This is a genomic window from Bacillus sp. PK3-067, assembly GCF_056738645.1.
The window spans coordinates 3,725,223-3,747,726 of the sequence record NZ_CP096490.1; the positions used below are offsets into that span (position 1 = coordinate 3,725,223).

The 22,504-nt window shown below is 32.6% G+C and carries 21 protein-coding genes; 5 read left to right on the forward strand and 16 right to left on the reverse strand.

Annotated elements, in window-relative coordinates; genetic code table 11:
* Positions 1-161 precede the first annotated feature (161 nt).
* From M1D73_RS19090 to M1D73_RS19100, 3 genes are all read right to left on the reverse strand, one after another.
* Positions 162-479 (reverse strand): hypothetical protein, encoded by a 318-nt coding sequence (locus tag M1D73_RS19090; protein WP_000809495.1) that lies wholly within the window; start codon positions 477-479, stop codon positions 162-164.
* 321 nt (positions 480-800) lie between these two features.
* Complete coding sequence (locus M1D73_RS19095; protein WP_000109182.1) at positions 801-1,376, reverse strand: histidine phosphatase family protein; 576 nt, start codon at positions 1,374-1,376, stop codon at positions 801-803.
* A 138-nt stretch (positions 1,377-1,514) separates the two neighbouring features.
* Complete coding sequence (locus M1D73_RS19100; RefSeq protein WP_000640329.1) at positions 1,515-2,330, reverse strand: alpha/beta fold hydrolase; 816 nt, start codon at positions 2,328-2,330, stop codon at positions 1,515-1,517.
* A 407-nt stretch (positions 2,331-2,737) separates the two neighbouring features.
* Between M1D73_RS19100 and M1D73_RS19105 the strand changes: the two genes are divergently transcribed.
* Positions 2,738-5,458: a sensor domain-containing protein gene (locus M1D73_RS19105; protein ID WP_000773557.1), complete on the forward strand. Its 2,721-nt coding sequence runs from the start codon at positions 2,738-2,740 to the stop codon at positions 5,456-5,458.
* Positions 5,459-5,537: 79 nt separating this feature from the next.
* Here the strand turns inward: M1D73_RS19105 and M1D73_RS19110 are convergent, their stop codons facing one another.
* Genes M1D73_RS19110 through M1D73_RS19125 form a run of 4 tightly spaced genes read right to left on the reverse strand, consistent with a single transcriptional unit; the run spans position 5,538 to position 8,892 of the window.
* Positions 5,538-6,602 carry an undecaprenyldiphospho-muramoylpentapeptide beta-N-acetylglucosaminyltransferase gene (locus M1D73_RS19110; RefSeq protein WP_000047561.1) on the reverse strand — a complete coding sequence of 355 codons (1,065 nt, stop codon included), beginning with the start codon at positions 6,600-6,602 and terminating at the stop codon, positions 5,538-5,540.
* A 48-nt stretch (positions 6,603-6,650) separates the two neighbouring features.
* Positions 6,651-7,001, reverse strand: a complete 351-nt coding sequence (locus tag M1D73_RS19115) for a DUF6572 domain-containing protein (RefSeq protein WP_002164458.1) — start codon at positions 6,999-7,001, stop codon at positions 6,651-6,653.
* Positions 6,998-7,909, reverse strand: a complete 912-nt coding sequence (locus M1D73_RS19120; RefSeq protein ID WP_000739078.1) for an SDR family oxidoreductase — start codon at positions 7,907-7,909, stop codon at positions 6,998-7,000. The genes M1D73_RS19115 and M1D73_RS19120 overlap by 4 nt, the downstream gene beginning before the upstream one ends.
* The gene (locus M1D73_RS19125) at positions 7,906-8,892 is read right to left on the reverse strand and encodes a UDP-N-acetylglucosamine 4,6-dehydratase family protein (protein ID WP_071741412.1); all 987 of its coding nucleotides are present in this window, start codon (positions 8,890-8,892) and stop codon (positions 7,906-7,908) included. The genes M1D73_RS19120 and M1D73_RS19125 overlap by 4 nt, the downstream gene beginning before the upstream one ends.
* 302 nt (positions 8,893-9,194) lie before the next feature.
* On the opposite strand from M1D73_RS19125, the gene M1D73_RS19130 reads away from it, so the two are divergent.
* A complete protein-coding gene (locus M1D73_RS19130; RefSeq protein WP_000376159.1) occupies positions 9,195-10,373 on the forward strand; it encodes a DUF2515 domain-containing protein in 1,179 nt (392 codons plus the stop codon).
* Complete coding sequence (locus M1D73_RS19135; protein ID WP_033666325.1) at positions 10,348-10,749, forward strand: CBO0543 family protein; 402 nt, start codon at positions 10,348-10,350, stop codon at positions 10,747-10,749. Before M1D73_RS19130 ends, M1D73_RS19135 begins: the two co-directional genes overlap by 26 nt.
* A gap of 22 nt (positions 10,750-10,771) precedes the next feature.
* Here M1D73_RS19135 and M1D73_RS19140 read toward each other — a convergent pair whose 3' ends face one another.
* The 9 genes from M1D73_RS19140 to M1D73_RS19180 form a co-directional block, all read right to left on the reverse strand.
* Entirely contained in the window at positions 10,772-11,197 is a 426-nt protein-coding gene (locus M1D73_RS19140; RefSeq protein ID WP_000214634.1) for a YfmQ family protein, read from the reverse strand.
* A 20-nt stretch (positions 11,198-11,217) separates the two neighbouring features.
* The gene (locus tag M1D73_RS19145) at positions 11,218-11,889 is read right to left on the reverse strand and encodes an LrgB family protein (protein ID WP_000242943.1); all 672 of its coding nucleotides are present in this window, start codon (positions 11,887-11,889) and stop codon (positions 11,218-11,220) included.
* A gap of 23 nt (positions 11,890-11,912) precedes the next feature.
* A complete protein-coding gene (locus M1D73_RS19150; RefSeq protein WP_000878488.1) occupies positions 11,913-12,269 on the reverse strand; it encodes a CidA/LrgA family holin-like protein in 357 nt (118 codons plus the stop codon).
* A 33-nt stretch (positions 12,270-12,302) separates the two neighbouring features.
* Positions 12,303-13,736 carry a MocR-like pyridoxine biosynthesis transcription factor PdxR gene (gene pdxR / locus M1D73_RS19155; protein WP_481157940.1) on the reverse strand — a complete coding sequence of 478 codons (1,434 nt, stop codon included), beginning with the start codon at positions 13,734-13,736 and terminating at the stop codon, positions 12,303-12,305.
* A gap of 186 nt (positions 13,737-13,922) precedes the next feature.
* Positions 13,923-14,114 (reverse strand): hypothetical protein, encoded by a 192-nt coding sequence (locus tag M1D73_RS19160; protein ID WP_000006458.1) that lies wholly within the window; start codon positions 14,112-14,114, stop codon positions 13,923-13,925.
* Positions 14,115-14,333: 219 nt separating this feature from the next.
* Positions 14,334-15,041, reverse strand: coding sequence for a GntR family transcriptional regulator (locus M1D73_RS19165; protein WP_001274912.1), 708 nt, complete (start codon positions 15,039-15,041; stop codon positions 14,334-14,336).
* Positions 15,042-15,071: 30 nt separating this feature from the next.
* On the reverse strand, positions 15,072-16,481 hold the full coding sequence (locus M1D73_RS19170; protein WP_000671629.1) for a glycoside hydrolase family 1 protein: 1,410 nt from the start codon (positions 16,479-16,481) through the stop codon (positions 15,072-15,074).
* Between the two features lie 192 nt (positions 16,482-16,673).
* Entirely contained in the window at positions 16,674-17,663 is a 990-nt protein-coding gene (gene plcA / locus M1D73_RS19175) for a phosphatidylinositol diacylglycerol-lyase (protein ID WP_000066288.1), read from the reverse strand.
* 179 nt (positions 17,664-17,842) lie between these two features.
* The gene (locus M1D73_RS19180; RefSeq protein WP_000689195.1) at positions 17,843-19,684 is read right to left on the reverse strand and encodes a S8 family peptidase; all 1,842 of its coding nucleotides are present in this window, start codon (positions 19,682-19,684) and stop codon (positions 17,843-17,845) included.
* 292 nt (positions 19,685-19,976) lie between these two features.
* Here M1D73_RS19180 and M1D73_RS19185 point away from each other — a divergent pair, with 292 nt between their 5' ends.
* Together M1D73_RS19185 and M1D73_RS19190 are read left to right on the forward strand one after the other, a co-directional pair.
* Positions 19,977-20,774 (forward strand): cell wall hydrolase, encoded by a 798-nt coding sequence (locus M1D73_RS19185; protein WP_000771005.1) that lies wholly within the window; start codon positions 19,977-19,979, stop codon positions 20,772-20,774.
* Positions 20,775-21,039: 265 nt separating this feature from the next.
* Positions 21,040-22,377 (forward strand): NAD(P)/FAD-dependent oxidoreductase, encoded by a 1,338-nt coding sequence (locus M1D73_RS19190; RefSeq protein WP_000272405.1) that lies wholly within the window; start codon positions 21,040-21,042, stop codon positions 22,375-22,377.
* Positions 22,378-22,504 lie beyond the last annotated feature (127 nt).

Below are 22,504 nucleotides of genomic sequence, written 5' to 3' on the forward strand. Positions count from 1 at the left end.
AAGATGTATATTTCATTTACATTGTTAACACTTTTACATAACAAAAAGAAAATTAGTGAACATATTTAAAGTACAGCTTAATACAAATAAATTCACCCTATTTACGACTCTCATCGCAAATAGGGTGTTTCTGTTTTTATCTCGCAATTTAAGAATATATACTACTCATTTACAATAAAAGTATATACATCATCATAAATACAGCCATTTACTTTAATCACATACTTCCCAGGTTTATTAAAACTAATTGTGTATTTATTTAACTGAATTGCTTCTTTATCTCCAGAAAGAATATCAATGCTTCTGCCACTTAATACATACAATTCATTTAGATTCATCGTTACATCAATTGTATTGAAATTTTCTACTTTCACTTGCTGTGCTTCCGCAACGCTTACACTTGGTTCTAAAAACAGTAATCCACTTAATCCAATCGTCCCCGCTAAAGCAACTCCCGCAAACTTTTTAATCTGTTTCATTACAATGACCTCCTTATAGATTTTACGTAAAGGCAATGTCCTCCCTTACACCACAAAGCCTATATGTAATGAAATGAAAAGTAAACGGGGACTGTAAGACAAAATTCTACATCTTTTTCTCCTATTGAATATAAATCCAACGTTTGGAATTTTGACACATTTAAAATTGTTTCCCTAAACCAATTTCTCCATAATTTATTCAAAGACTGAATAATTACTTATTTATTTAACATTCTAACAATAGTTGATAAAGATGCTTTCTATTCAAAAAAAGACTTTGCTATAAAAGTAACTTTTACAACAAAATCCATGCAACTAATTTTATTCAGCTTTCCATAATCTCTCTACATTCATTAATTGTTCTTCTTTAAATTCCATCTTATATATATCCGGTTTTGACGTATTCATTAAAAATTCAAAACCATATTGTTTATCAAAATAGTTCATCATTAATGTCATGACAAGCCCATGTGTACCAATTACAATTTTGCATCCTCGAAAATCCATTAAGATTTCTTTTAATACTTTCACTACTCTTCTCTGGCAATCTGCATATGACTCTCCTTGCGTTCGTGCAAAGTCCGGATTAGAGAACATCTTCTGTACAAGTGGATACACCTCTTTGTCTGATATAACCTGCTCCTCACTTGAAAACATACACTCTTTAAGATTTTCATATACTACTATTTCTTTTTCATGGAAATTAGCTGACTCCTCTATCGTTAGCATAGCCCGATTATAAGGACTGGAAATAAAAGTATCAATCCTCTCCGCTTTTAATATGTCAGTTACTCTACGGGCATCCATATGTCCCCTCTCAGTTAATCCACGCATTCTTTCATTTCCTTCTAGTTTTGGTGATTCACCGTGTCTAACCATATAAATATATGTGCTCATAATTTCTCCTTAAAATTTTTTATAAAGTGAAACTTTAATCAGCCCTCACTAATCGGGCTGCCCGGCAAATAGCAAGATAAGTTAATAAATCACGTTCATTTATCCCATTTCAACACTTAGGGGTAATACTAAAATACTTTATAAACTGTGCTGATTTGTTCGTCTAATCCATTCTCCTACTAAACTCTCAAATAATTCAGGCTGCTCAATTTGCAAATTATGCCCTGCCATATCTAACACTGCTAATGTTGCCCTTGGATATTCTTCAATAATTTCTATAATATTTTGATAACCTACTGATATATCTTGTCTTCCAGTCAGTAAAAGAACGGGATTTTCATATTTTTCATGCTGAAAATCCATAGTAAGAGAGTAATTCTTTTGCAACCTTTCAATAAATTCATAATTAGCAACATCTAACCCAGGCTTAATTTCTTCTTTAAATCGCTTATATGTATATTCATTTGCTATTACAGCTAACTCACAAAACTCCTCTCTTTCTGCGGAAGTGAGCGTATTTAAAAATTCCTCATCTTGTACAATTACCTGTTTATCTGGAAGAATCCTTTTTTCTGGCTCCGCTACAACAACAGGACATACTAATAGTAATCCGCTAACTCTCTCAAACATCTTTGCAAGTATACCTTTGGCTAAATAGCCTCCATATGATTCTCCTACCAATAAAAATTTTTCAGTAGAAATGATTTCCTCAATAAATGTGATAAGCACTTCTACTATACGATCTGAACTATTTATCCAATTTGGAGCATTCGATTTTCCCATTCCAGGTAAATCAATATATATTCGCTTATAACCTTCATATTTCTGAAATACTGATTCCATACATTTCATCATTAACCTATGGTCAGGGGCGCAGCCATGTATGATAATGACCGGTTTACCCTCTCCCACAATTTCATAGTATATTTCTGCATCTTTAATTCGATATATCATAAAAAAGCCTCCCTATTTAGTGGCAATACTATTCCACTCTGTAAGAATACACGTTCTTATTTTATATCTTTTCTCAACATTTTCACAAATATTAATCTTCAGATTAAAAATAAAAAGCTCACCAAAAAAAGATACTCATCATTTTATATGCAATTTTGCATCTCCACTTACAAATCACTAAAAAAACTTTACAATTCAAAGGATGACTAAATATACAATTTCTATTTAAAGTCTTGATACAGTCTATACTATCAACCGTAATATTTTTTCAACTTTAAGAATACTTACACTCTTTAACACTTTCCTTATAAACATGATTTTTATAAGGAAATCTGATACAATTCTTAAATAATATTATTATGTATAGATATAACGAACATAGTGCATAATTAAAGAAGGTGATTTCATTGAAATTAAATAAAAATTTACAATTATGTATATTAATCGGAACATTAATATGCTATTCAATCTATTTTATGTTTTTCTATCTGTTCCCTACTCATTTTTCAAATTCAGATGTACGCTTCGCTTCACTTGTCGTTGAAGCCATTACATTTGTATCACTGATTTACTCTATATATTCTAAAAAAGTCAGTTCAAATCCGTTTTGGATATGTATTACAATAGCAATTGGTAGTTTTTTATTAGGGAAAATAGTATATACATATCAAGATAGCTTCTTCGAAATTCCAATACATCGTTTTACGGTTTCTGATGTATTTTACATGTTTTTTCTATTTTTCTGTCTTATCGCTTTCTGCTATAAAATCTTAAAGGAATGCAATAAATGGGAAAAAGCGTTCTTTATTTGTGATATATGCATAGTGCTTACTTCCATATTTACATTAGAATGGTATTTATTTAATCAACCAAATTTAAATATATTCGCTCTTTCACTAGGAGATGTTTTCCTTTCATTTTTATACCCAATTGCAGATTTATTATTTCTACTGCTAGGTGTTAGTCTCTTTTTCCGTCCAACAATTTTTAATTCCAAACGGAAAATTTATATCTTTATTTTTGTATTAATAAGTTCTGCAACTTTTAACTATATTTATTTTTACTTAAATAACCACTTATCAACTGAAACGATAATATTATTACGTCTTTTATATAGAATACCTATATTACTTATTGCAATAGCTGGCTCTATTTCAGAAGATCATAATAGCCATAAAAATTATTTCCTTGTAAACCCTATAATAGGAAAAAAAGCTTTAGTTGTATTTCCCTATCTTGCTGTTGCAATACTAATCGGGTTTACATTAAAAGAACAAACATCATCTTCAACTCTCATTACAGGAAATTGTATTACTTTTATTTTCGTACTCATTCGTCATTCTATCGTACGTATGCAAAACAATTCCTTAACAAAACGTTTGCAGGCATTTAATGCCCAACTAGAAGAAAAAGTTACTTTACGGACTTCTGATTTAGTTCATAAATCAGAGGCTCTTTCTCAAAAACAGCAAAAGTTTAAATCATTATATGAATATCATCCTGACCCTATTTTCACCATTGATTTAAATGGAATATTCTTAAATGTAAATAAGGCTGGGAGTGTACTACTTGGAGCACCAACAGATGAGTTACTCGGTGAAACTTGTTTTTCGATTATTTTAGATGAAGATAAGCATAAGCTAGCATTGGCGTTAGAGAAAGTGAAACAACAAGAATCGGCATCCTTACAACTTAGTTCTCAATATAAAGATGGCTTTACTTATTTTTTATACGTTACAATCATTCCTATTATAATAGACGGACAAATTTCAGGAAGCTATATTATGGTGAAAGATATTACTGCACTAAAAAAACAGCAAGAAGAAATAAAATATTTAGCATTCCATGACACTGTAACGAAAATTGGTAACCGTGCCTTTTTCCATAAGAAATTAAAGAGAGTTATAAAAAATGCTGAAATAACAGAAAGCGAGTTTGCATTATTATATTTAGATTTAGATCGCTTTAAAGCAATTAACGATACACTTGGACATTCATCAGGAGACTACATATTAGAAGAAGTAGCAAAGCGCTTCCAATCATGTCTTCCATCACATACTCATCTTTCAAGAATCGGTGGCGATGAATTTACAATCATAATTGAAAACTATACTGACGAAGATTACTTATTCCAATTATGTAACCAATTATTTAAATGCATGAAAAAGTCATTTATCATACATGAGCATAAATTAACTTTATCACTGAGTATCGGCATCGCTATTTATCCACATTCCGGAATCGATACCGCTACACTTCTGAAAAACGCTAATGTTGCAATGTATGATGCAAAAGCAAAAGAACTTAACTCTGTATCTATTTATGACGATGTAATCGCTAAAAAAATTGAAAGACGATTGCGATTAGAAAAAGATTTACCAAACGCACTACAAAATGAAGAATTGTTCCTTTTGTATCAACCTCAAGTTGATAGTGAATCTAATAAAATTATCGGTGCAGAAGCTTTAATTAGGTGGAATCATCCTGAATTAGGTATTATTTCTCCATACGAGTTTATTCCGATTGCAGAAGAAACACTACAAATTATTTCAATAGGTAAATGGACATTAGAGCAGGCTTGTAAACAAATGAAACGTTGGCACGCACTCGGATATTCACATTTAAAAATAGGTGTAAATTTATCTGCTAAGGAATTTGAACAAGAGGATTTTGTAAAATCTATTTCTTCTACTTTAACAAATACAGGTTTACCAGCAAGCTCTCTTGATCTTGAATTAACAGAGCGAATTGCAATGATGGATGAGCGAGAAACATTGATAAAACTGCGTACACTAAAAAGTTTAGGGATTCACATTTCTATCGACGATTTTGGTACAGGTTATTCTTCGCTAGCCTACTTACCTTTGTATCCAATTGATACGTTAAAAATCCCGAGAGAATTTATTACAATGTCTGAAACATGTGATGATGGAATGGAAATTATTAAAACGATCATCACATTAGCAAATACATTAGGAATGTCTGTCATTGCTGAAGGTGTAGAAACGAAAGAGCACGTAAATTTCCTTCAAAAAAATAAATGTCAGTTTATTCAAGGTTATTATTACAGTAAACCTATTCATATTCATGCATTTACTGAGCTATTAGAAAACGGCATTCACCCATAGTACATAACTAATTAGAACAAATATAGCAAAAAGGAAAGAAGATACCTTCTTTCCTTTTGTTTTTCTATTTACATTTCTATTACTTCACCACTTCATTTATTATATCTATTATTTGATGAATTCCCTCATCATTTGTTTTCTTATATCCATTCATGTTTTGAATATATTTCTCCTTATTTGTATACAACTTATTTACTGCATGTATAAATGTATTCGTACTTACTCTGTCTTGGAGTATAACTTCCGCATATCCTTGCCGTGAAAAATATTCAGCATTTAAAACTTGATCTCCCCTACTGGAACTGTTAGTTAACGGGATAAGCAACATCGGTTTCTTCAAAAATAACAATTCAGAAATAGCAGTAGAACCCGCTCTAGAAACTACAACACTTGCCATATTTAGTATATGCGGCAACTCGTCGCCTATATATTCAAATTGCATATATCCCTCCATGCCAATAGATGGGTCTATCTTCCCTTTACCACATATATGAATAATATTAAAGTTTAATAGTATTGTATCTAAACATTCCCTTACCATATCATTTATCCACTTAGCACCTTGACTCCCACCCATAATTAATAATACTGGTTTATCTTGCTGAAATTCACAATATCTTCTTCCTCGTAATACGTTACCCTTCTCAATTTCTTCCCTTACAATTGGTCCTACATAAACCTTCTTCTCATTACTTACATTCTCTCCTGTCTGAGGAAATGTTGTGCATAGCTTTGTAGCAAAAGGTAATGCTATTTTATTGGCAAGCCCTAATGTGCTATCTGGTTCACGTATAATTATAGGCACACGATTTAACCATGCTCCTATAGCTACAGGAACTGAAACAAATCCTCCTGCTGAAAAGATAACGTCAGGCTTTGTTTTCTTAATTAAATTATAACTTTGTAAACAACCGCGTATAATTTTAAAAGGATCTTTAAAATTCTCCCAATCCCAATATCTCCTAAGCTTTCCCGTTGAAACACTATTGTATTTAACATTTTGCACTAATGATTTTTCAATTCCATTTTTGGATCCAATATACTCGACTCTCCAGCCTTTCTCTATAAATTTAGGAATTAATACAATATTAATCATAACGTGTCCGGCTGTACCGCCCCCAGTAAAAAGAATCGTTTTGCTCATAACTTATACCCACCTTTATTATTAAAAATCTAGCTTTCTCTTTACCTTTTAAATGTAAATAAACTTATTATTTTTTATATAAATCTTTAACTCCACCTCTATATCTTGTAAAAGATCGTTAATGAGTTCATAAAAATCATTTCCATACTCACTACACTCGTATTGAGCAAAGATTTGAATTACATATCTAGTTTCCGTCTCTAATGCTGACTTTATTCGATTAACCCTTTTTTCTTCTACATACGCTTGATATTTATGTATTGCCTCATAAATAAGCAATACATGCGCTTCTTCATCTCTCCAGTCCAGCGTATCAACAATTGAAAGAAATAGCGTATTTTGATTATCTATTACTTCATAACCATTCATATATTTCTTACACCCTTTTTTGTTTTTCATTGCACGCAGATGTCACTACACTTCGCATACTCAAGTACATCTTTTAATGATTGATGAAATTCAATTTCTGGGATCCAACCTAAATTTTTTATTTCCTCTGTTGCTAAACTCTCATTTGAGTCGCTCCCACTTTTCTCTGTTTCCTCTATAAAAAAATTTAGCTGTGTTAATTCTTTATATTGTTCTAGTACATCTAATAAAGATCGTTTTACTCCTGATCCGATATTATATTGTTTTCCATTTATTCCATCTCGTAATAACACATGATACGCTTTGACCGCATCACGTACATCTAGAAAATCTCTACTATCTTTCAAACTGTTTACTTCGATAATAGCCTTACTTCTACCTGATTCTATATCTATTATTTTCTTTGCGAGAATCGAACAAATACCATTCGATACCCCTGGACCAATTAAGTTTGAGGGCTTTGCAATGATAATATTTGAATCCATTAATCCTCCCCAAGCCTCTGCAATAATGACTTGCATCGTTTTACTTAAACTATATGGATTTGAAATTTTCATTTCGTTCATACTATCTGCTTGCAAAGCAGATCCTATAACTAATGTTCTACAATGCGAGGCTTCTTGCTTAATTGCTTCTAATAAATATAACGTTCCTATTACATTAATCTCTATATACTCAAGAGCAGCTGTCCAAGATTCTATAACCGAATTCCTTCCCGCTAAATGCAATACGTAGTCTGGCTTTATTTGTTTCATTACCTTCATTACTTCGCTCTTATTAGTTAAATTACACGTAATACCATTTCTAATTTTTTCTCTATGTGCACGATTTTGAAACATAGGAATTACATGAAAGCCCTGCTCTAAAAAATAGTGGCAAGCATGGCGGCCTGTGAAACCATTTGCACCAGTTATTAAAAGGCTCGCATTTTTTTTCATCGCAAAAACCCTCCTTTTAATAGCATTTGTTTCACCTCATGTTTTGCAAGTAAATCTTGTTGAGAACTAAAATTCTTCACATCCACTAGCGGATAGCTAGAATAATATTCTTGAAGTCCTTCGATAGGAATCGTCGGTAGTACCACAAAATAATTTTGATCAAAACTTATACTTGTTTTACTCTCTACCTCAGATAGAAGCATTTCACTTAATTTTTCACCCGGTCTTATCCCTACCTCTTTCACCTTAATATTTTCTTTTTTTGAATCTTCAATTAATATTTCCGCTAAATCTGTTATTTTACATGCCGGCATTTTCATAACAAAGATTTCCCCGCCTCTACCTTGATATACGGCTTTAAATAACAATCCAACAGCATCTTCAACTGTTAAGAAAAATCTAGTCATATTCGCATCGGTAATCCCTACTTCTGAAGATCTTTTAATTTGTTGTTTAAAAAGCGGTACTACACTTCCACTCGTTCCTAAAACATTTCCACCACGAACACAAATGAATTTTGTTTTCTTCGTTTGTATATTCGCATGAACCATTAATTTTTCACCAATTGCTTTTGTCATCCCATACGTATTTGATGGATCAGCTGCTTTATCCGTTGAAACATATATAACTTTTTCAACTTGCATCTGTGTAGAGGCTTCAATTACATTTTGCGTACCATGTATGTTAGTTTTTATAGCTTCATAAGGATAATACTCACATACTGGAACGTGTTTTAAAGCTGCAAGATGGAATACATAATGTACACCTTGGCATGCATAGACTAGTTGATCTTTATCACGAATATCTCCAATAATAAATTTTAGCCTATGATCATTTATAAACTGTTGCTGCATTTCAAACTGAACCGTTTCATTTCTTGAAAAAACTCTAATTTCTTTCGGTGATTTTTCTAATAGTTGTTTTATAAGTTCATGCCCCCACGAACCTGTACCACCAGTAATTAAAATTATTTTATTTAACATTCCTTTTCCTCCTACGAAACATCTCAATTTAAATAATATTTATTGAATTATTTTCAATTGATTCAAATCATAATCGTCGTTTGTTACATTTAATTGACAAAATAAAAAAACAGAAACTATTAAACTTAGTTTCTGTTTTTCATTTCACCTCACAACAGTAAGATTTTCCATACTGTTTGCATGATAAATAAATTCCTTGTAAAAAAACACCGCTCATTTATTTCTTATACTCGTAATAAAATAAATAGAATGATTCATAGCCAATAATCATGTTTAAATTTATGAAAAAGGGAGGTAACGGAATGGACCGAAGCAATTCAAATCATACATATAACGGACCTTCCAAAGCACTGCCTCTCTCCCTATTCGACGTAAAAAATGAATTAAAACAAAAAAGCAAACTTATTCCTTCTGATACCATGTATAAATTAACGAAAGAAGAGCAACTCATCATCAACAAAATAAAAATACAAACAGAACAGCTAAATAAAAATAATGTTACAAGAACACGCGCATACTACCAATTTTACATTCAATATCCAGAAATACATTGGGCACTGCTTGGACATATGGTATCACGTAACGGCGGTTGGAATATGACTGATTTAAAGGGGGATTTATATACGAGAATTTTATCAGAGAAAGATCAATTCATATTTTTTTCTTTTTTAGAAAAAGGGAATTGGCTTATTTTCCAAGATGTATACCCTCAATTTTTACTTTACGAACAAAGTGTAAAGAGATCACAAAAGTTATTTCACCTTCTCCCTCACCTAAATGTTTCTACATTTATGGAAACGATGTGGCACCATTTTTGGAAAACAGGTAACAAAAAAACTTTAGCGATTGCCACTATTATTAATGAACAAAACTACTTAGAAAAAAGAGTGATTCAAAATGTACAATTTAAAAAGACTGTACTAAATAGTATTGGATTTAAACTCTTTGATTTCTTTCAGTTTAATCATATTCTTTTCCCATTCTACGAAAATGATAAGAAACAAAAAGTATTACTATTTGGTGATACAATGAAACATTTCACTTCCTTACATGAACGGATATTAATTGGAAAAAGATTGTACTCATTATTATTTCGAGATACACATGTTTTATCTCAAATAATAAGCTGGGCTCAACACCATCCACATACAGGATCAAGGAAAGATTACTGGCCCCATTTATTTTCAAGTGTAAATGAATCTTTTTCCCGTGAGTTTTATAAGCGCCGAATAAAGAAATGCCAGTTACGAAATGGCGCTTATCGCATATACAGCCCTGCACTCATCTATGCATGGCGAGATATGAAGCATGAAGAAGTTGACAGTGAAGATTGGTTTACCGATTGGCAAGTTGTAAATTACTTAGTTGATAAGGAGGAAAATATAAATGGACAAATTACAGAAGACTACTGCAAAACACTCGAAAAAATTGAACTCGCCATTCTCGCAAAGAAAAATGTCCTCCTCCGAGAAGAAGAATGAGTTTCTAGCATTAGTAGTTACAATCTTTCTCTCTTCTATTATTGGAACTTGCTTAGATGCCTTTTTTGTTCATAAACAAATATATTCCTTTCCGGCTAGGCCCTTCTCATCCACATTTTCGGTTAATATAGCTTTTACATTGTTCGTACTGCCGATTTTAACAGTTATCTTTATACACATTTCAAAAAAATTATCTAACGTTTCTAGAATTTTATTTATTATTTCAATCGGTATTTGTGCTAGCCTTTTTGAACAGATTGCTGAAAGTTTAGGTTTATTTGTACATAACGCGAATTGGAACCATACATATTCTTTATTTGGTTATATGATTTTTCATTCTTTTATTTGGAACGTATATAATTGGATAAAAAAATAAAGAGACCATTATAGGTCCCTTCTTAAGCATACTCTTCCGTTATTGCTAATGGTGCCAATGTTTGAAGGCTTTTAGAGCGTAAACGATAGGCAACGACTTTCTTCTTATATTGCTTAATGACATCAACATGTTCTTCATAGCTATATAGCGAAAATCTAATCTCTTTATTCCCTTTCTTCGTATCAATGACTATGGGTGTCCCTTCTCCGTGCGGCGGGAAATAATGTTTATCTAAAAACAAAGCCTCATTAAATTCATGAATAACTTGTAGTTTCATTTCTCCCTCTATATTTTTTCCATCTATCGATATAGAAGTATTTTCCGCCTCAAGCTTTTGATGCAATTCAAATTTACTAATAATTGATTCCACAACAGAAGTGGGCATGCTAGAAACTAATACTTTAATAGCTCCAAAAACAAATAATGTAACTATAAACCATGTTGTCATTGTTATCATCTCCATTACATTTAAAAAATAAATTTCGTTCCATACGGTATTAGTATACTAATGAGTATTCCAGTTACAATCATCGTTACCGAACCGATTGTCGCCTCTTTCTCGCCTTCCTTCACGAGACGGCTCACACCGATAATATGTGATGCACAGCCCATTCCAACTCCTTTTCCAATCGTACTTGTTATACTGAAAAACTTAAGTACTGTTGGTCCGATAATAGCGCCTGTTATTCCTGCAACAACTACAAAACTAGAAGTCATAGATGGAATACCACCAATTTGATCCGCTAATGATAGGGCAATAGGCATCGTTGCTAACTGTGGTAAAGTAGTTAATATAAGTTCCTTATCTATATTTAAAATTCCGCCAATCACTACATTCATACTCGTTACAGCCACTATACCTATCACTACTCCAATAAGTATCGATAAAAAATTTTTCATAAGTATCTTTCGCTCTTTAAATAGAGGTATGGCTAATGCTACAATTGCAGAGCTCAATAAGCTTGAAAGAATGTCTCCTCCATTTTCCCTATACTCATGATGAGAAATACCAAAAATGAAAAATAAACAAATCATAATTGCCGTAACTGTTAACACCGGTAACGTAAATGCAAACGTAAATTTTTTATATAGCTTTGTCGCCAAGAAATAAATTGCTACAGTAATAATAATTAAGACCATTTGAATCGTGCACCTTGTCGATTTTATTTTTTTGTTGTTATTAATAATTGACTTATATACCCTGAAACAATCAAAGTTACTACAGTACTTGCAACTACTAAAAGGAATATAATACTCTCCTTACTGAAAAGAAAAGACCCGTATTCCATGAGCCCTGTTGTCGAAGGGATTAAAAATAACGGTAAAAATACGATTAACTTTTCCGCACCTAACTCAAACCATTTTAACGGTAAAACGCGAGTGGAAAGGAGCAGGAACAGTATTAACATCCCTATTAAACTTCCTGGCATTGATAGATGGAATACTCCTTGAATCCACGTACCCACTAGGCTAAATACATATAGCACGCCTACTTGAAGTAAAAGCGTCACGTACTTCATTTCTTTCCCTCATTTCACTATCACACATCCATATTATGAAATCTCATTTAGCGTGTCGGCAAACCGTTTAATTCCAAGTTGAATTTGTTCTATATTCGCTCTACCAAACGTAAATCGTATATATTCATTTTTCGAACCTAAAACACTGCCCGGAACAAATGCGACACCATTCTGTATAGATTCACCTAATAAGTGATATTCATCAAACTTTCCTTTCACTTTACACCATACATGTATTCCACCCTCTGGCACGAAACATTCAACTCGGTCTCCCAATGTTCCTTCAAGCTCTGCAATTAATACATCTCTTCTTTGCTTCAATTGTCCACGAAGTATCGTAATATGTTTATGGAAATCCTTTGATTCTAAAAATTGATTTGCTACCCACTGCGTAAATACACTATGGCCAAAATCAACTTGTTGCTTTGCATCTGCTAAACGCTCAATTACACGTGTAGGACCAATTATCCATCCAATACGTAATCCTGATGCAACAATTTTTGATAATGAACTTATATAAAGAACATTTCCATTTTGGTCCATTGATTTTAATGTCGGGTTCACTTCTCCATTAAAAGAGATTAAACTATACGGATCATCTTCTACAATTGGTATACCCAACTCAGAAGACAGTTCTAAAATTTTTTTACGTCTCGCTAATGAAAGCACAGTCCCCGTCGGATTCTGATAATCTGGATTCAAAAACACCATACGAATGCGATGCTTTTTGTGCAAATCGATTAAGTCATCTGGATTCATTCCATGCTCATCAACAGGTAAATGAAATATGTTCAAACCGGCCGATTTAAACATTGGAAGCGAAAAACAATACGAAGGATCTTCAATCGCGATCGCATCACCAGGTTTTAATAAACATTGAACGATAAGATTAAGCGCCTGTTGTGCTCCTGACGTAATAAGAATAGAGCTTGAATCTGCTTCAATTTGTTTATATTGCTGAACATGTGCTGCAATTGTTTTTCTCAACATCTCATTTCCAAGTGGATGATCATAACCGAGGTTTTCCATAAATGTTTTCTCCGACAAAATTGTTCGAAATCTATCACTTGGAATTAATTCTGGTGACAGTTCACCGCTTGCTAAATTAATTAAATCATCTTTTTGTGTTTCCGTTCGAATTTGTTGAACGAGTGGTACGTTAGGTAAGAACGATCCATCCTCCACGTACCTACCCCAGTTCGGTATTCGTTTATGTGAGACACCCCATATGTCTGTATTGACCCGTGTTCCGCTTCCCTTTTGCCGTTCTACTACTCCAAGTGATTTTAATTCTTCATACGCAGCTACTATTGTACTCCGGTTCACCTGTAATTCCTTTGCTAACATACGCTCAGAAGGTAACTTACTATCAGAAGGAAATTCACCTGAAGAAATGCCTCTTTCAATATAATCCGCAATTTGTTTATATACAGGTGTCTTATCTGCACGATTTGGTTTCCATTCCATCTAGTTTCCTCCTTTCAAAACGAACTATCCTCATTTTTTACTAACAGTATTCACCGTAAAAATAGTATTAATTAGTCACATTTTCTTATCCGTAAATGGATATATCCAAAATGGTTCTCTTTCTGATTACTCAATAGCTTCTGAAATTCCAACTTCATACTCTCATTTCAATTCTTTTACAAACTATTAAATCATTACCGCGTACCATGTTACCCCGGCCAGTAGAACAAAAAGAAGAAGAATATAGATTGCAGATAAGTTTTTCACATTTCTTTTTGTAGACTTACCGTAATTCTCCTCCACGTTTCTTGCAACTAGTACAGTCCCAAATAGCGATACAATTACAATAATAACGACTAGGGAAATTGCAAAACTCATTGTCTTTTCACCTCTCTAAGACCCATCTATTTTAATTAAAGAACTTACATAAAAACCTTCCTCTTTAAAACGTCGATAACATACTACCTTTCTTCTCTTATCATAATAGATGTTTACAAAAAGCGGACCAACCACTTTCATGTTTTTTTGCTCATCCACTTAAAAAATAAAAAGCAACTGATCACTTAGGACCAGTTGCTTTTTTCACACGATAATTTTTCATTTAAAATTAATTCGATTTAAAAGTTTCGCCTTTTCATAATGAAACATCGACTGAGATAACTCAAAAATTGTTCCATTTACAAGATACACTGTATTTTCAATAAGAAGCGCCGGATCACCTTCATTTAATTCTAAAAGCTGTGCATTTTCTTTATTTACTTTTTCACAACTAATAACTTTATCAGCAAAACCAATATTTAATCGTAAATCTTCAATGAAATAACTGTATACAGAGCTTAATGCTATTTCTTCGTTCAAATATGGAATAATATCCTTTTTGAAATAACTTACTTCAATAGAGAATGGTTTAGCATCTACAATTCTTAAGCGCTTCAAAAAATACAACCTAGTTCCAGCTTCGCATTGCATCCGCTTTGCTATCTCTTCGTCCGCATCTATTACTTCCAGCTCTAACACTTTCGTTTCAATATTTTGTGAAACAAGATTTTTCGTTAATCCACGTAAACTTCCTAAATTAATGTAATCTGTTACAGAAGTTTCGCGTAAAAACATGCCACTACCTTGCACTTGAAAAATATAACCTCTATTCACAAGCTGACTAATTACTTTACGTATCGTATTACGGCTTACTTCAAATCGATTCATCAACGCTTCTTCTGTAGGTAGTTTTTTCGTTTCATTAAAAAGCCCATCTCGAATGTTTTGCTCTAACACATCTGCAATTTGTTTATACTTTGCACTCATACACTTTCTCCTAAAATACGCTTTTATCTGTTATAACTCTTCCCCTCTCGTTTCGACCACACGTTTATACCAATGAAACGAAAGTTTCTTCTTACGTTTTAAGTTATCATTATGATCGACAAAAATAAAGCCATATTGCTTTTTATATCCATTTAACCAACTTAAAAGATCAATCACTGACCATGCATAATAACCTTTTAAGTTAATTCCCTCTTCAATTGCACGCTTCATTACTTTTAAATGCGCTTCAATAAATTTAATTCTCGGAACATCTACAATTTCTCCGTCAATGATTGGATCTTCATCACCAAGTCCATTTTCCGTTACATACATCTTTATGTCACCGTAACGCGCTTTCAACATATGCAATCCCTCTAAGAAACCTTCGGGAGATATTTCCCATCCCCATTTTGTATATGTTTTATCATCCATTTTAACTGTTCGATAAAAACCATCAAAAGAAGGGTTACCTGGAGCAAGCGTTGAGTTTTCTCGAGAATGTTCCTCACTCTTTATATCCATATCGTATCTTTCTACTCGTATTGGTTGATAATAATTCAAGCCAATAAAATCATTTTCTTCTGCATTTTGTTTAATGATTTCTAATTCTTCAACCGTCCAATTAGGAGTCCATCCTTTTTCCTTTAATTGTTGTACAACATAAGACGGATACTCGCCTTTTAAAATTGGATCATAATACCAATACGTTTCATATTCATTCGCATGATTTGCTGCTTGTATATTTTCTTTTTGATCATCCACACTATAAGCTGGTAAGAAAACATGTGTAATCCCAATCTCACCATATTGTTTCAGCTGCTTGTACACCGCAACTGTTTTCGCGTGTGCATAAAATACATAATGAGTCGCTTGAAAATACTTTGGAACATCATTTTGTATTCCTGGTGGATGTGCACCTTTTAAATAACCTAATCCACAAAACATTACGGTCTCATTAAAAGTAATCCAATGCTTAACTCTGTCACCAAATGCCTTAAAACAAGTTTCTGCATATTTTACGAAAGCCTCTGCTGTTCTTTTATTCGTCCATCCACCATCTTTTTCTAACGGTAATGGTAAATCCCAATGATATAAAGTGACAAACGGCACAATCCCGTATTTTAAACATTCATCAATTAAGTTGTTATAAAATTCAATCCCTTTTTCATTTACCTTTCCATCTCCAGTCGGCAATATTCTCGCCCAAGAAATAGAAAAACGATACGATTCTAATCCCATCTCAGCCATTAAGCGAACATCTTCCTTATATCGATGATAATGATCAACAGCTACATCACCATTTGTTCCATTGTATGTTTTGCCAGGAATTTTTGAAAACTCGTCCCAATTCGTAACACCTTTTCCATCTTCATTCCATGCACCTTCTACTTGATAAGAAGCTGAAGCAGCTCCGAATAAAAAATCATGTGGAAACTTCATAGTATATACCTCCATTTCATTACAACAAATCAAATTCAATCATACATATAAAATTTATAGGTACAAATTTTATATGTATGATTATATCTTATGTTTTTATTTTTTTCTATTATAAAAGTACAATTTATATTGTTGGTTATTGGAAAAGAAATAAGAAGCGATATATTTTATCGCTTCTCACTCTCATCATCTTTATTCTTTTATTAATGACTTATTCGCTCTTATAACTTCTTGATACAATAATGGTGACCACTTTTCATTTATGTAGTCTTGAATTACCCAGCCTACTCTCGCAGGATTCTTTTGTTTTATATGGTTTGCAATTTCAGGATTTATATAAGAGGCATAGTAATATGGACTATTCCATGCTGTACCACCAGAAGACAAGCTTGTAAAATTTATATATAGATGATTTAAATCCTCGCTATTGTTCATCGTTTCATTCATTGTATCTTTAATAGATTTTACTTTCTCATCATAACTCACTTTATATTTATCTTGTACTGTTACATTTACATTTTGATTTACAGTTGTGGTAAACGTCTCATTATCTGGCCAATAAAAATTATTATATCCTCCAGATTCATTACTACCACTATATCTTTTTAGTAGTACAATTTTCCCACGAGCATCTCCAAGTTTTATATTTCCTTCTGTTTTTAAAAAGATAGGATCAACAAAATAATTTTTTTCAAACGTACTACTAAATGAATCTTCTGCCCCTTTCATATCCTCATACTCTTTTTTTAAAGACATAATAATCGTTTCACTCGGGTTATCTCTTAAAAATTGTTTCGCTTCGTTTATGAATTCATGCAGTGTTACATAAAGATATAATGGCCCATGATGAAGAACTATCGTATTATCATCTGTTAAACGTCCTCTTATATCAAAAATGCGAGCTCCATGGTCCATTTGATAGCGAAAATCATATTCTTGCGTCATTCCCCATACTTGCTTAATCGGATTTTGCAACTTGAACGTCCCACTATCGTGTGTTCCTGGAATTGAAATTCGTGCTAACGGGATATTATCAGGTATAGGTTGCATCCATTTCGACCAATTTTCAAGCTCATTAACAGAGCTAGCTGCAACTACTTGCTTATCATGTAAAGCAAATACAAATGTGATAAATATTGTACTACATATGAATAATTTCAAAATCAACTTCTTATTGCTCATTATTATCCCTCTCTTTTTCTGTTTTTATATCAAACTTATTGAATATAATATAAGCTAGTTCAGAAAAAATAAATAACATTTCATCAATATGAAATATTGCATAGAAGTAAAGTTAAAAAATCATTCACATATACTAAATTAGAAAAATTTAAAGGAACTTCATCTGAAGTTCCTTTTACTTATTTTATGTTCAATACGTATGAACCATCTGTATTCTCATATTTATAGACGTATAAATAATATTTACCTGGCTTTGCATTATAAGTTCCTTTAACTACATTGCCTTCATTTTCACCATATGCTACATAGTTATTTAAATCTGATTCATGATGAAGTACCCATGTCATTCCGATATTTTGTTCATTTAGTAGAGAAATATTAATATTTTCCGGCGAGTCAATTTGGAAAGTAAATACATCTACTCTATCACTATTATGTAGCATTCCTTTCACCGGTGTATGAAAGTTAACTTTATTTGCCTGTCTAGGCTCATTATTTGGTTCATTTTCTGTTACTTGTAATTCATTCCCACCGTTTGGTTTTCTTTGTTCATAGCCTAAGTTTACTAGTATAGACTTCAAATCTGGTAAAACACCAATTTTATCTGCATATGGATCTTTAGATTTTGTTCCTGTGCTCTGGTTGCTTAATATTGCTCTTAGTTCACTAGGTCTATATGGTTGTCCTAAATTTTCTTTAGCAATGCTTTGTACTAAAGTCGCTGCCCCAGCAATAATTGGCGAGGCACTAGATGTTCCGCTAAAGCTTGAAGTATATAGATTTACAGCACTTCTACTTTGTTCAGCTGTAGTTGTATCTACATTTTCTCCCCATCCGTACACATCAATACGGCTTCCATAATTCGAAAACCACATACGTTCATGAGGGAAAGATGAAGAGCCAGCGCCTACCATAATTGCACCCGAATCTTTAAAATCTTTACTATTACGATTTAAGACTTGCTTACCTTTTCTATCTTTGAACTGGTCTAAATCATTCCACCCATTTGCTCCAGCCTCTATAATTACAATCCCTTTATCTGTACCAGCACGAATTGCATCAAAAATATCTGGTTGTACTTCAACAGGTAAATATTTATCACCATATCCATCAAAGGATGCTTGCGCCTCTAATAATAAAACATCCCCAGCTTCTAACTGATTTACAGCGCTTAATATTGCATCAGCCGTATTATACTGTCCGTTATCTCTTATTTGAGAGATAACCTTTGCTTTCGCTTTTGGCGCAATCCCAATATTCCCGACTTCATTGTCCTCAGAGGATACAATTCCTAGTACAGACGTCCCATGACCGACATGCTGATCTATATTTCTTCCAGACATTAATTCAATATTTTGATGTAATAAATCCTCATGATTTAATAGCCATCCGTATTCCATATCAACAAAAGTAATACCATTTCCATTACCGCCTTGAATTCCCCAGGCGAAAGGCGCATTAATACCGTATGGGGCTGCTTCAAGATAACCTTGTTTTTTAAATCTAGGATTGTTATTAGGATTAAGAGCTACACTTGATGATTGCACTTCAGGTGGCATTATTTTCTCTTGTTTCTTCATATACGCATCTTCTATTAAAGAAGATGCCTTTAACTTATCTACTATTTCTTCTTCATACCCACTATTTTGATTTTGAAGAATATAGTAGTTTAATAGACTTGTAGATACATGATTAGGTGCTTTCACTTCAAGGTTTTGTATTTGTTCCGGGCTTACAGATGTGAATAAACGAGTAAATGTTACATCTGGATATTCTGTCAAAAGATCTTTTATTATTTTATCATTCGTTTGAGATTGTATTTGTTTTTCAATACCATCTTCATATGGCAAATCCAAATCCGCTTTAAATTTTACAATGATTTGCTTATCTGTTTCTTGTTCTATCCCTAATTTACTCTGCTGTTCTATAGAATCAGCATATACACTATTGATAGTGCCTCCTGTTCCTAAAAGTGTTGTAATGATTACAGTTGACGCACACATTTTTTGAAATATTTTCATTACATCAATCCTCCTATTAATAATTATTAATCATTATATTAATCTATAATGATTAATTCTATAACGTATTCCCTTTCTACTAAATAGATTATAGTAATCAGAAATATGAACTTCAATGTATTTTCATATGCAATATTTCATATTCTGACTCTACACTAAACGAATATGAAACTTATAGTGATTATTTATTTTATATGTGCTAATATACTTACATTAATATATTACGCATATACACATTTCAAACTACATTACTTAATCGTTTCACCTTAATTTTTTCTTAGGAGGATTTACAATGAAATTACTAAAAATAAAACATATAATTCCTTTATCTGCGGCCGCAATTACATTCGTATGTAGTCAAAGTACAGCTGAAGCTTCTACCATTCATACAGTAAAAAAGAACGATACACTTTGGGGCATTAGTAAACAATACGGAGTTTCAATACAATCCATTAAACAGGCTAATAATAAAGGAAACGATAAAACCTTTATTGGCGAACAGTTACATATTCCAGGGTCCGTGAAATCAAATGAAATCACTGTTCCTCAAAATGCCAAGCCTGCGAACATTTCTGAACAAATTATTTATCAAGTACAACCGGGAGATTCATTAGAAACGATAGCAAAGCGTTACAATGTCACTGTCCAATCTATAAAACAAATGAACAATACAGTCGGAAACAAGCTTTATACAGGACAACATTTAAAAATCAACTCAAGTATTTCACAAAAAGAAAAAGACTTAATGGCACGCTTAGTTACCGCTGAAGCAGGTGGCGAATCCTATAAAGGAAAAGTAGCAGTAGCCAAAGTTATACTAAATCGTGTAAATGCAAAAGGTTTTCCAAATACAATAACAGGCGTTATTTATGAACCTATTAAATACGGATATGCATTTACTCCTGTTACAGATGGAAGAATTAATCAACCTGCAAGTGCAGAAGCAAAAATGGCTGTAGAAGAGGCTATCTCCACAAATGGAGTAGATTCAGACTGGATTTATTTCTACAATCCAAAAACATCAACGGACAAGTGGATTACGACACGTCAAACAGTAGCAGTAATTGGTAATCATGTTTTTGCTAAATAAGATTTAAAATCATTAACAGACCTCTTCACTTAAAAGGTCTGTTTTTTTCTATGTAAGATGTTATTAATCATATGACATAGTTATTTTTTAAACTGTTTCTTCTTTCAAATAAAAATTTTTGTATTTACTCCACCACTCGTAGAAATTAATAAAGCATCAAGTTCAAAAACTCCCACTTTATTAATAAAAGCTATTTCTTAACTTCATAAAATTGTTATACACTAGAAAAATAAAAAACAAACTATTCGTTAGCAGGTGGAAGAATATGTATGATGTTACGATTATCGGCGCTGGAGTAAGTAGCATTTTTATGGCTTATTCACTAGCTAAAAGTAACAAAAAAGTTTTAATTCTTGATAAAGGTAAAGCGCTAGAAGATCGCCATTGTCCTTTAGACGAAGGAAAAGTGTGTAATTGTACTACATGTGATAAATATTTCGGGTTTGGTGGTTTAGGCAAATCTGAAGGGAAATTTAATTATACAAACGGATTTGGCGGAGAACTTGAGAAAAAAGTCGGTAAAGAGGGTTTTTTACAACTCATGGCTGAAGTAGATGAAATTCTATGTCAGTTTGGTGGAAGTTCGGTTTCAAAATATTCTACTGAAAATTCAAGTCTCACTAAGAGAGCTGAAGCGTGTGGTTTACAAATGCTAACAACAGAAGTAAGACATCTTGGCACTACACTTTCCAGTAACATTTTTCAGCAGCTCTATGAATTTTTACTGACGAAAATAAAGATTCAATTTCATATAGATGTACAACATATTCTGAAACAGGAAGATCATTTTACAATAGATACAAATCAAGGAACAGTTCAAACTAAGCAACTAGTATTTGCAACTGGGCGCTCTGGGGCCGATTGGTTAAAAGAAATGTGCAGTTCCCTAAATATTTCTCAGGAGCAAACACGTGTAGATTTAGGAATTAGAGTAGAAATGAAAGAACATCAATTACGTTCTATATTAAAAGATACTTTTGAAACAAAACTTTCTTATCAAGGTGAGCATTTCACAGCAACTACTTACTGTATGAATCCAAAAGGACGCATCATTCGAAAGTACGAAGAAGGTTTAGTTATGCCTGACGGTCAAAATTTTCGAGAGCAAGGAACTGGCACTTCTAATTTAAATTTCACTTTATTTATTCCTAGCTATTTTCCAACTCTCAAAGAAGCAAATGTATACGCAAGTTCAATTATTAAAGGCATTAACCAAGGACGAGATCGGATTGTTATACAGCGCTTAGAGGACTTACTAAAGAAACAACCTACGGCGGAAAACAGCATGGAACATAGCCGTATACAGCCTACACTACAGGGGGATTATGGAGATTTGAATCAAGAAATTCCTCAATTATATATTGAAGGGCTCAAAGAATTTTTATTACGTTTAGAACAATTTATACAAGAACCTATTGATCAACATACTTTACTATATGGAATTGATGGAAAGTTCTATGCTCCTACGATAAAAATTAATAATCATTTTGAAACTAGTATACATGGGCTATTTTTAATTGGAGATTGTTCAGGCGTTACGCATTCATTATCTCAAGCAGCTGCAAGTGGTCTGTATGTTGGAAAGTACTTATCTGACATTTAATTTCTATCATTAAAATGTCAGTCAAATATTTTCAATTTCAAAACACTTTACTTACATATAGTAAAATTATATTAATAAACCCCCTATCCTTCCCTGCTAATAATTAACCGACAAAAAATCGGGATTT

What these genes read in the sequence shown, in the direction of transcription:
- M1D73_RS19110 (WP_000047561.1), bottom strand. Translation starts at nt 6,602, where the DNA reads ATGAGCAAAACGATTCTTTTTACTGGGGGCGGTACAGCCGGACACGTT.
- M1D73_RS19135 (WP_033666325.1), top strand. Translation starts at nt 10,348, where the DNA reads ATGTCCTCCTCCGAGAAGAAGAATGAGTTTCTAGCATTAGTAGTTACA.
- M1D73_RS19120 (WP_000739078.1), bottom strand. Translation starts at nt 7,909, where the DNA reads ATGAAAAAAAATGCGAGCCTTTTAATAACTGGTGCAAATGGTTTCACA.
- M1D73_RS19150 (WP_000878488.1), bottom strand. Translation starts at nt 12,269, where the DNA reads ATGAAGTACGTGACGCTTTTACTTCAAGTAGGCGTGCTATATGTATTT.
- M1D73_RS19185 (WP_000771005.1), top strand. Translation starts at nt 19,977, where the DNA reads ATGAAATTACTAAAAATAAAACATATAATTCCTTTATCTGCGGCCGCA.
- M1D73_RS19115 (WP_002164458.1), bottom strand. Translation starts at nt 7,001, where the DNA reads ATGAAAAACAAAAAAGGGTGTAAGAAATATATGAATGGTTATGAAGTA.
- plcA (WP_000066288.1), bottom strand. Translation starts at nt 17,663, where the DNA reads ATGAGCAATAAGAAGTTGATTTTGAAATTATTCATATGTAGTACAATA.
- M1D73_RS19160 (WP_000006458.1), bottom strand. Translation starts at nt 14,114, where the DNA reads ATGAGTTTTGCAATTTCCCTAGTCGTTATTATTGTAATTGTATCGCTA.
- M1D73_RS19130 (WP_000376159.1), top strand. Translation starts at nt 9,195, where the DNA reads ATGGACCGAAGCAATTCAAATCATACATATAACGGACCTTCCAAAGCA.
- M1D73_RS19125 (WP_071741412.1), bottom strand. Translation starts at nt 8,892, where the DNA reads ATGTTAAATAAAATAATTTTAATTACTGGTGGTACAGGTTCGTGGGGG.
- M1D73_RS19140 (WP_000214634.1), bottom strand. Translation starts at nt 11,197, where the DNA reads ATGACAACATGGTTTATAGTTACATTATTTGTTTTTGGAGCTATTAAA.
- M1D73_RS19090 (WP_000809495.1), bottom strand. Translation starts at nt 479, where the DNA reads ATGAAACAGATTAAAAAGTTTGCGGGAGTTGCTTTAGCGGGGACGATT.
- M1D73_RS19165 (WP_001274912.1), bottom strand. Translation starts at nt 15,041, where the DNA reads ATGAGTGCAAAGTATAAACAAATTGCAGATGTGTTAGAGCAAAACATT.
- M1D73_RS19180 (WP_000689195.1), bottom strand. Translation starts at nt 19,684, where the DNA reads ATGAAAATATTTCAAAAAATGTGTGCGTCAACTGTAATCATTACAACA.
- M1D73_RS19145 (WP_000242943.1), bottom strand. Translation starts at nt 11,889, where the DNA reads ATGGTCTTAATTATTATTACTGTAGCAATTTATTTCTTGGCGACAAAG.
- M1D73_RS19170 (WP_000671629.1), bottom strand. Translation starts at nt 16,481, where the DNA reads ATGAAGTTTCCACATGATTTTTTATTCGGAGCTGCTTCAGCTTCTTAT.
- M1D73_RS19190 (WP_000272405.1), top strand. Translation starts at nt 21,040, where the DNA reads ATGTATGATGTTACGATTATCGGCGCTGGAGTAAGTAGCATTTTTATG.
- M1D73_RS19100 (WP_000640329.1), bottom strand. Translation starts at nt 2,330, where the DNA reads ATGATATATCGAATTAAAGATGCAGAAATATACTATGAAATTGTGGGA.
- pdxR (WP_481157940.1), bottom strand. Translation starts at nt 13,736, where the DNA reads ATGGAATGGAAACCAAATCGTGCAGATAAGACACCTGTATATAAACAA.
- M1D73_RS19095 (WP_000109182.1), bottom strand. Translation starts at nt 1,376, where the DNA reads ATGAGCACATATATTTATATGGTTAGACACGGTGAATCACCAAAACTA.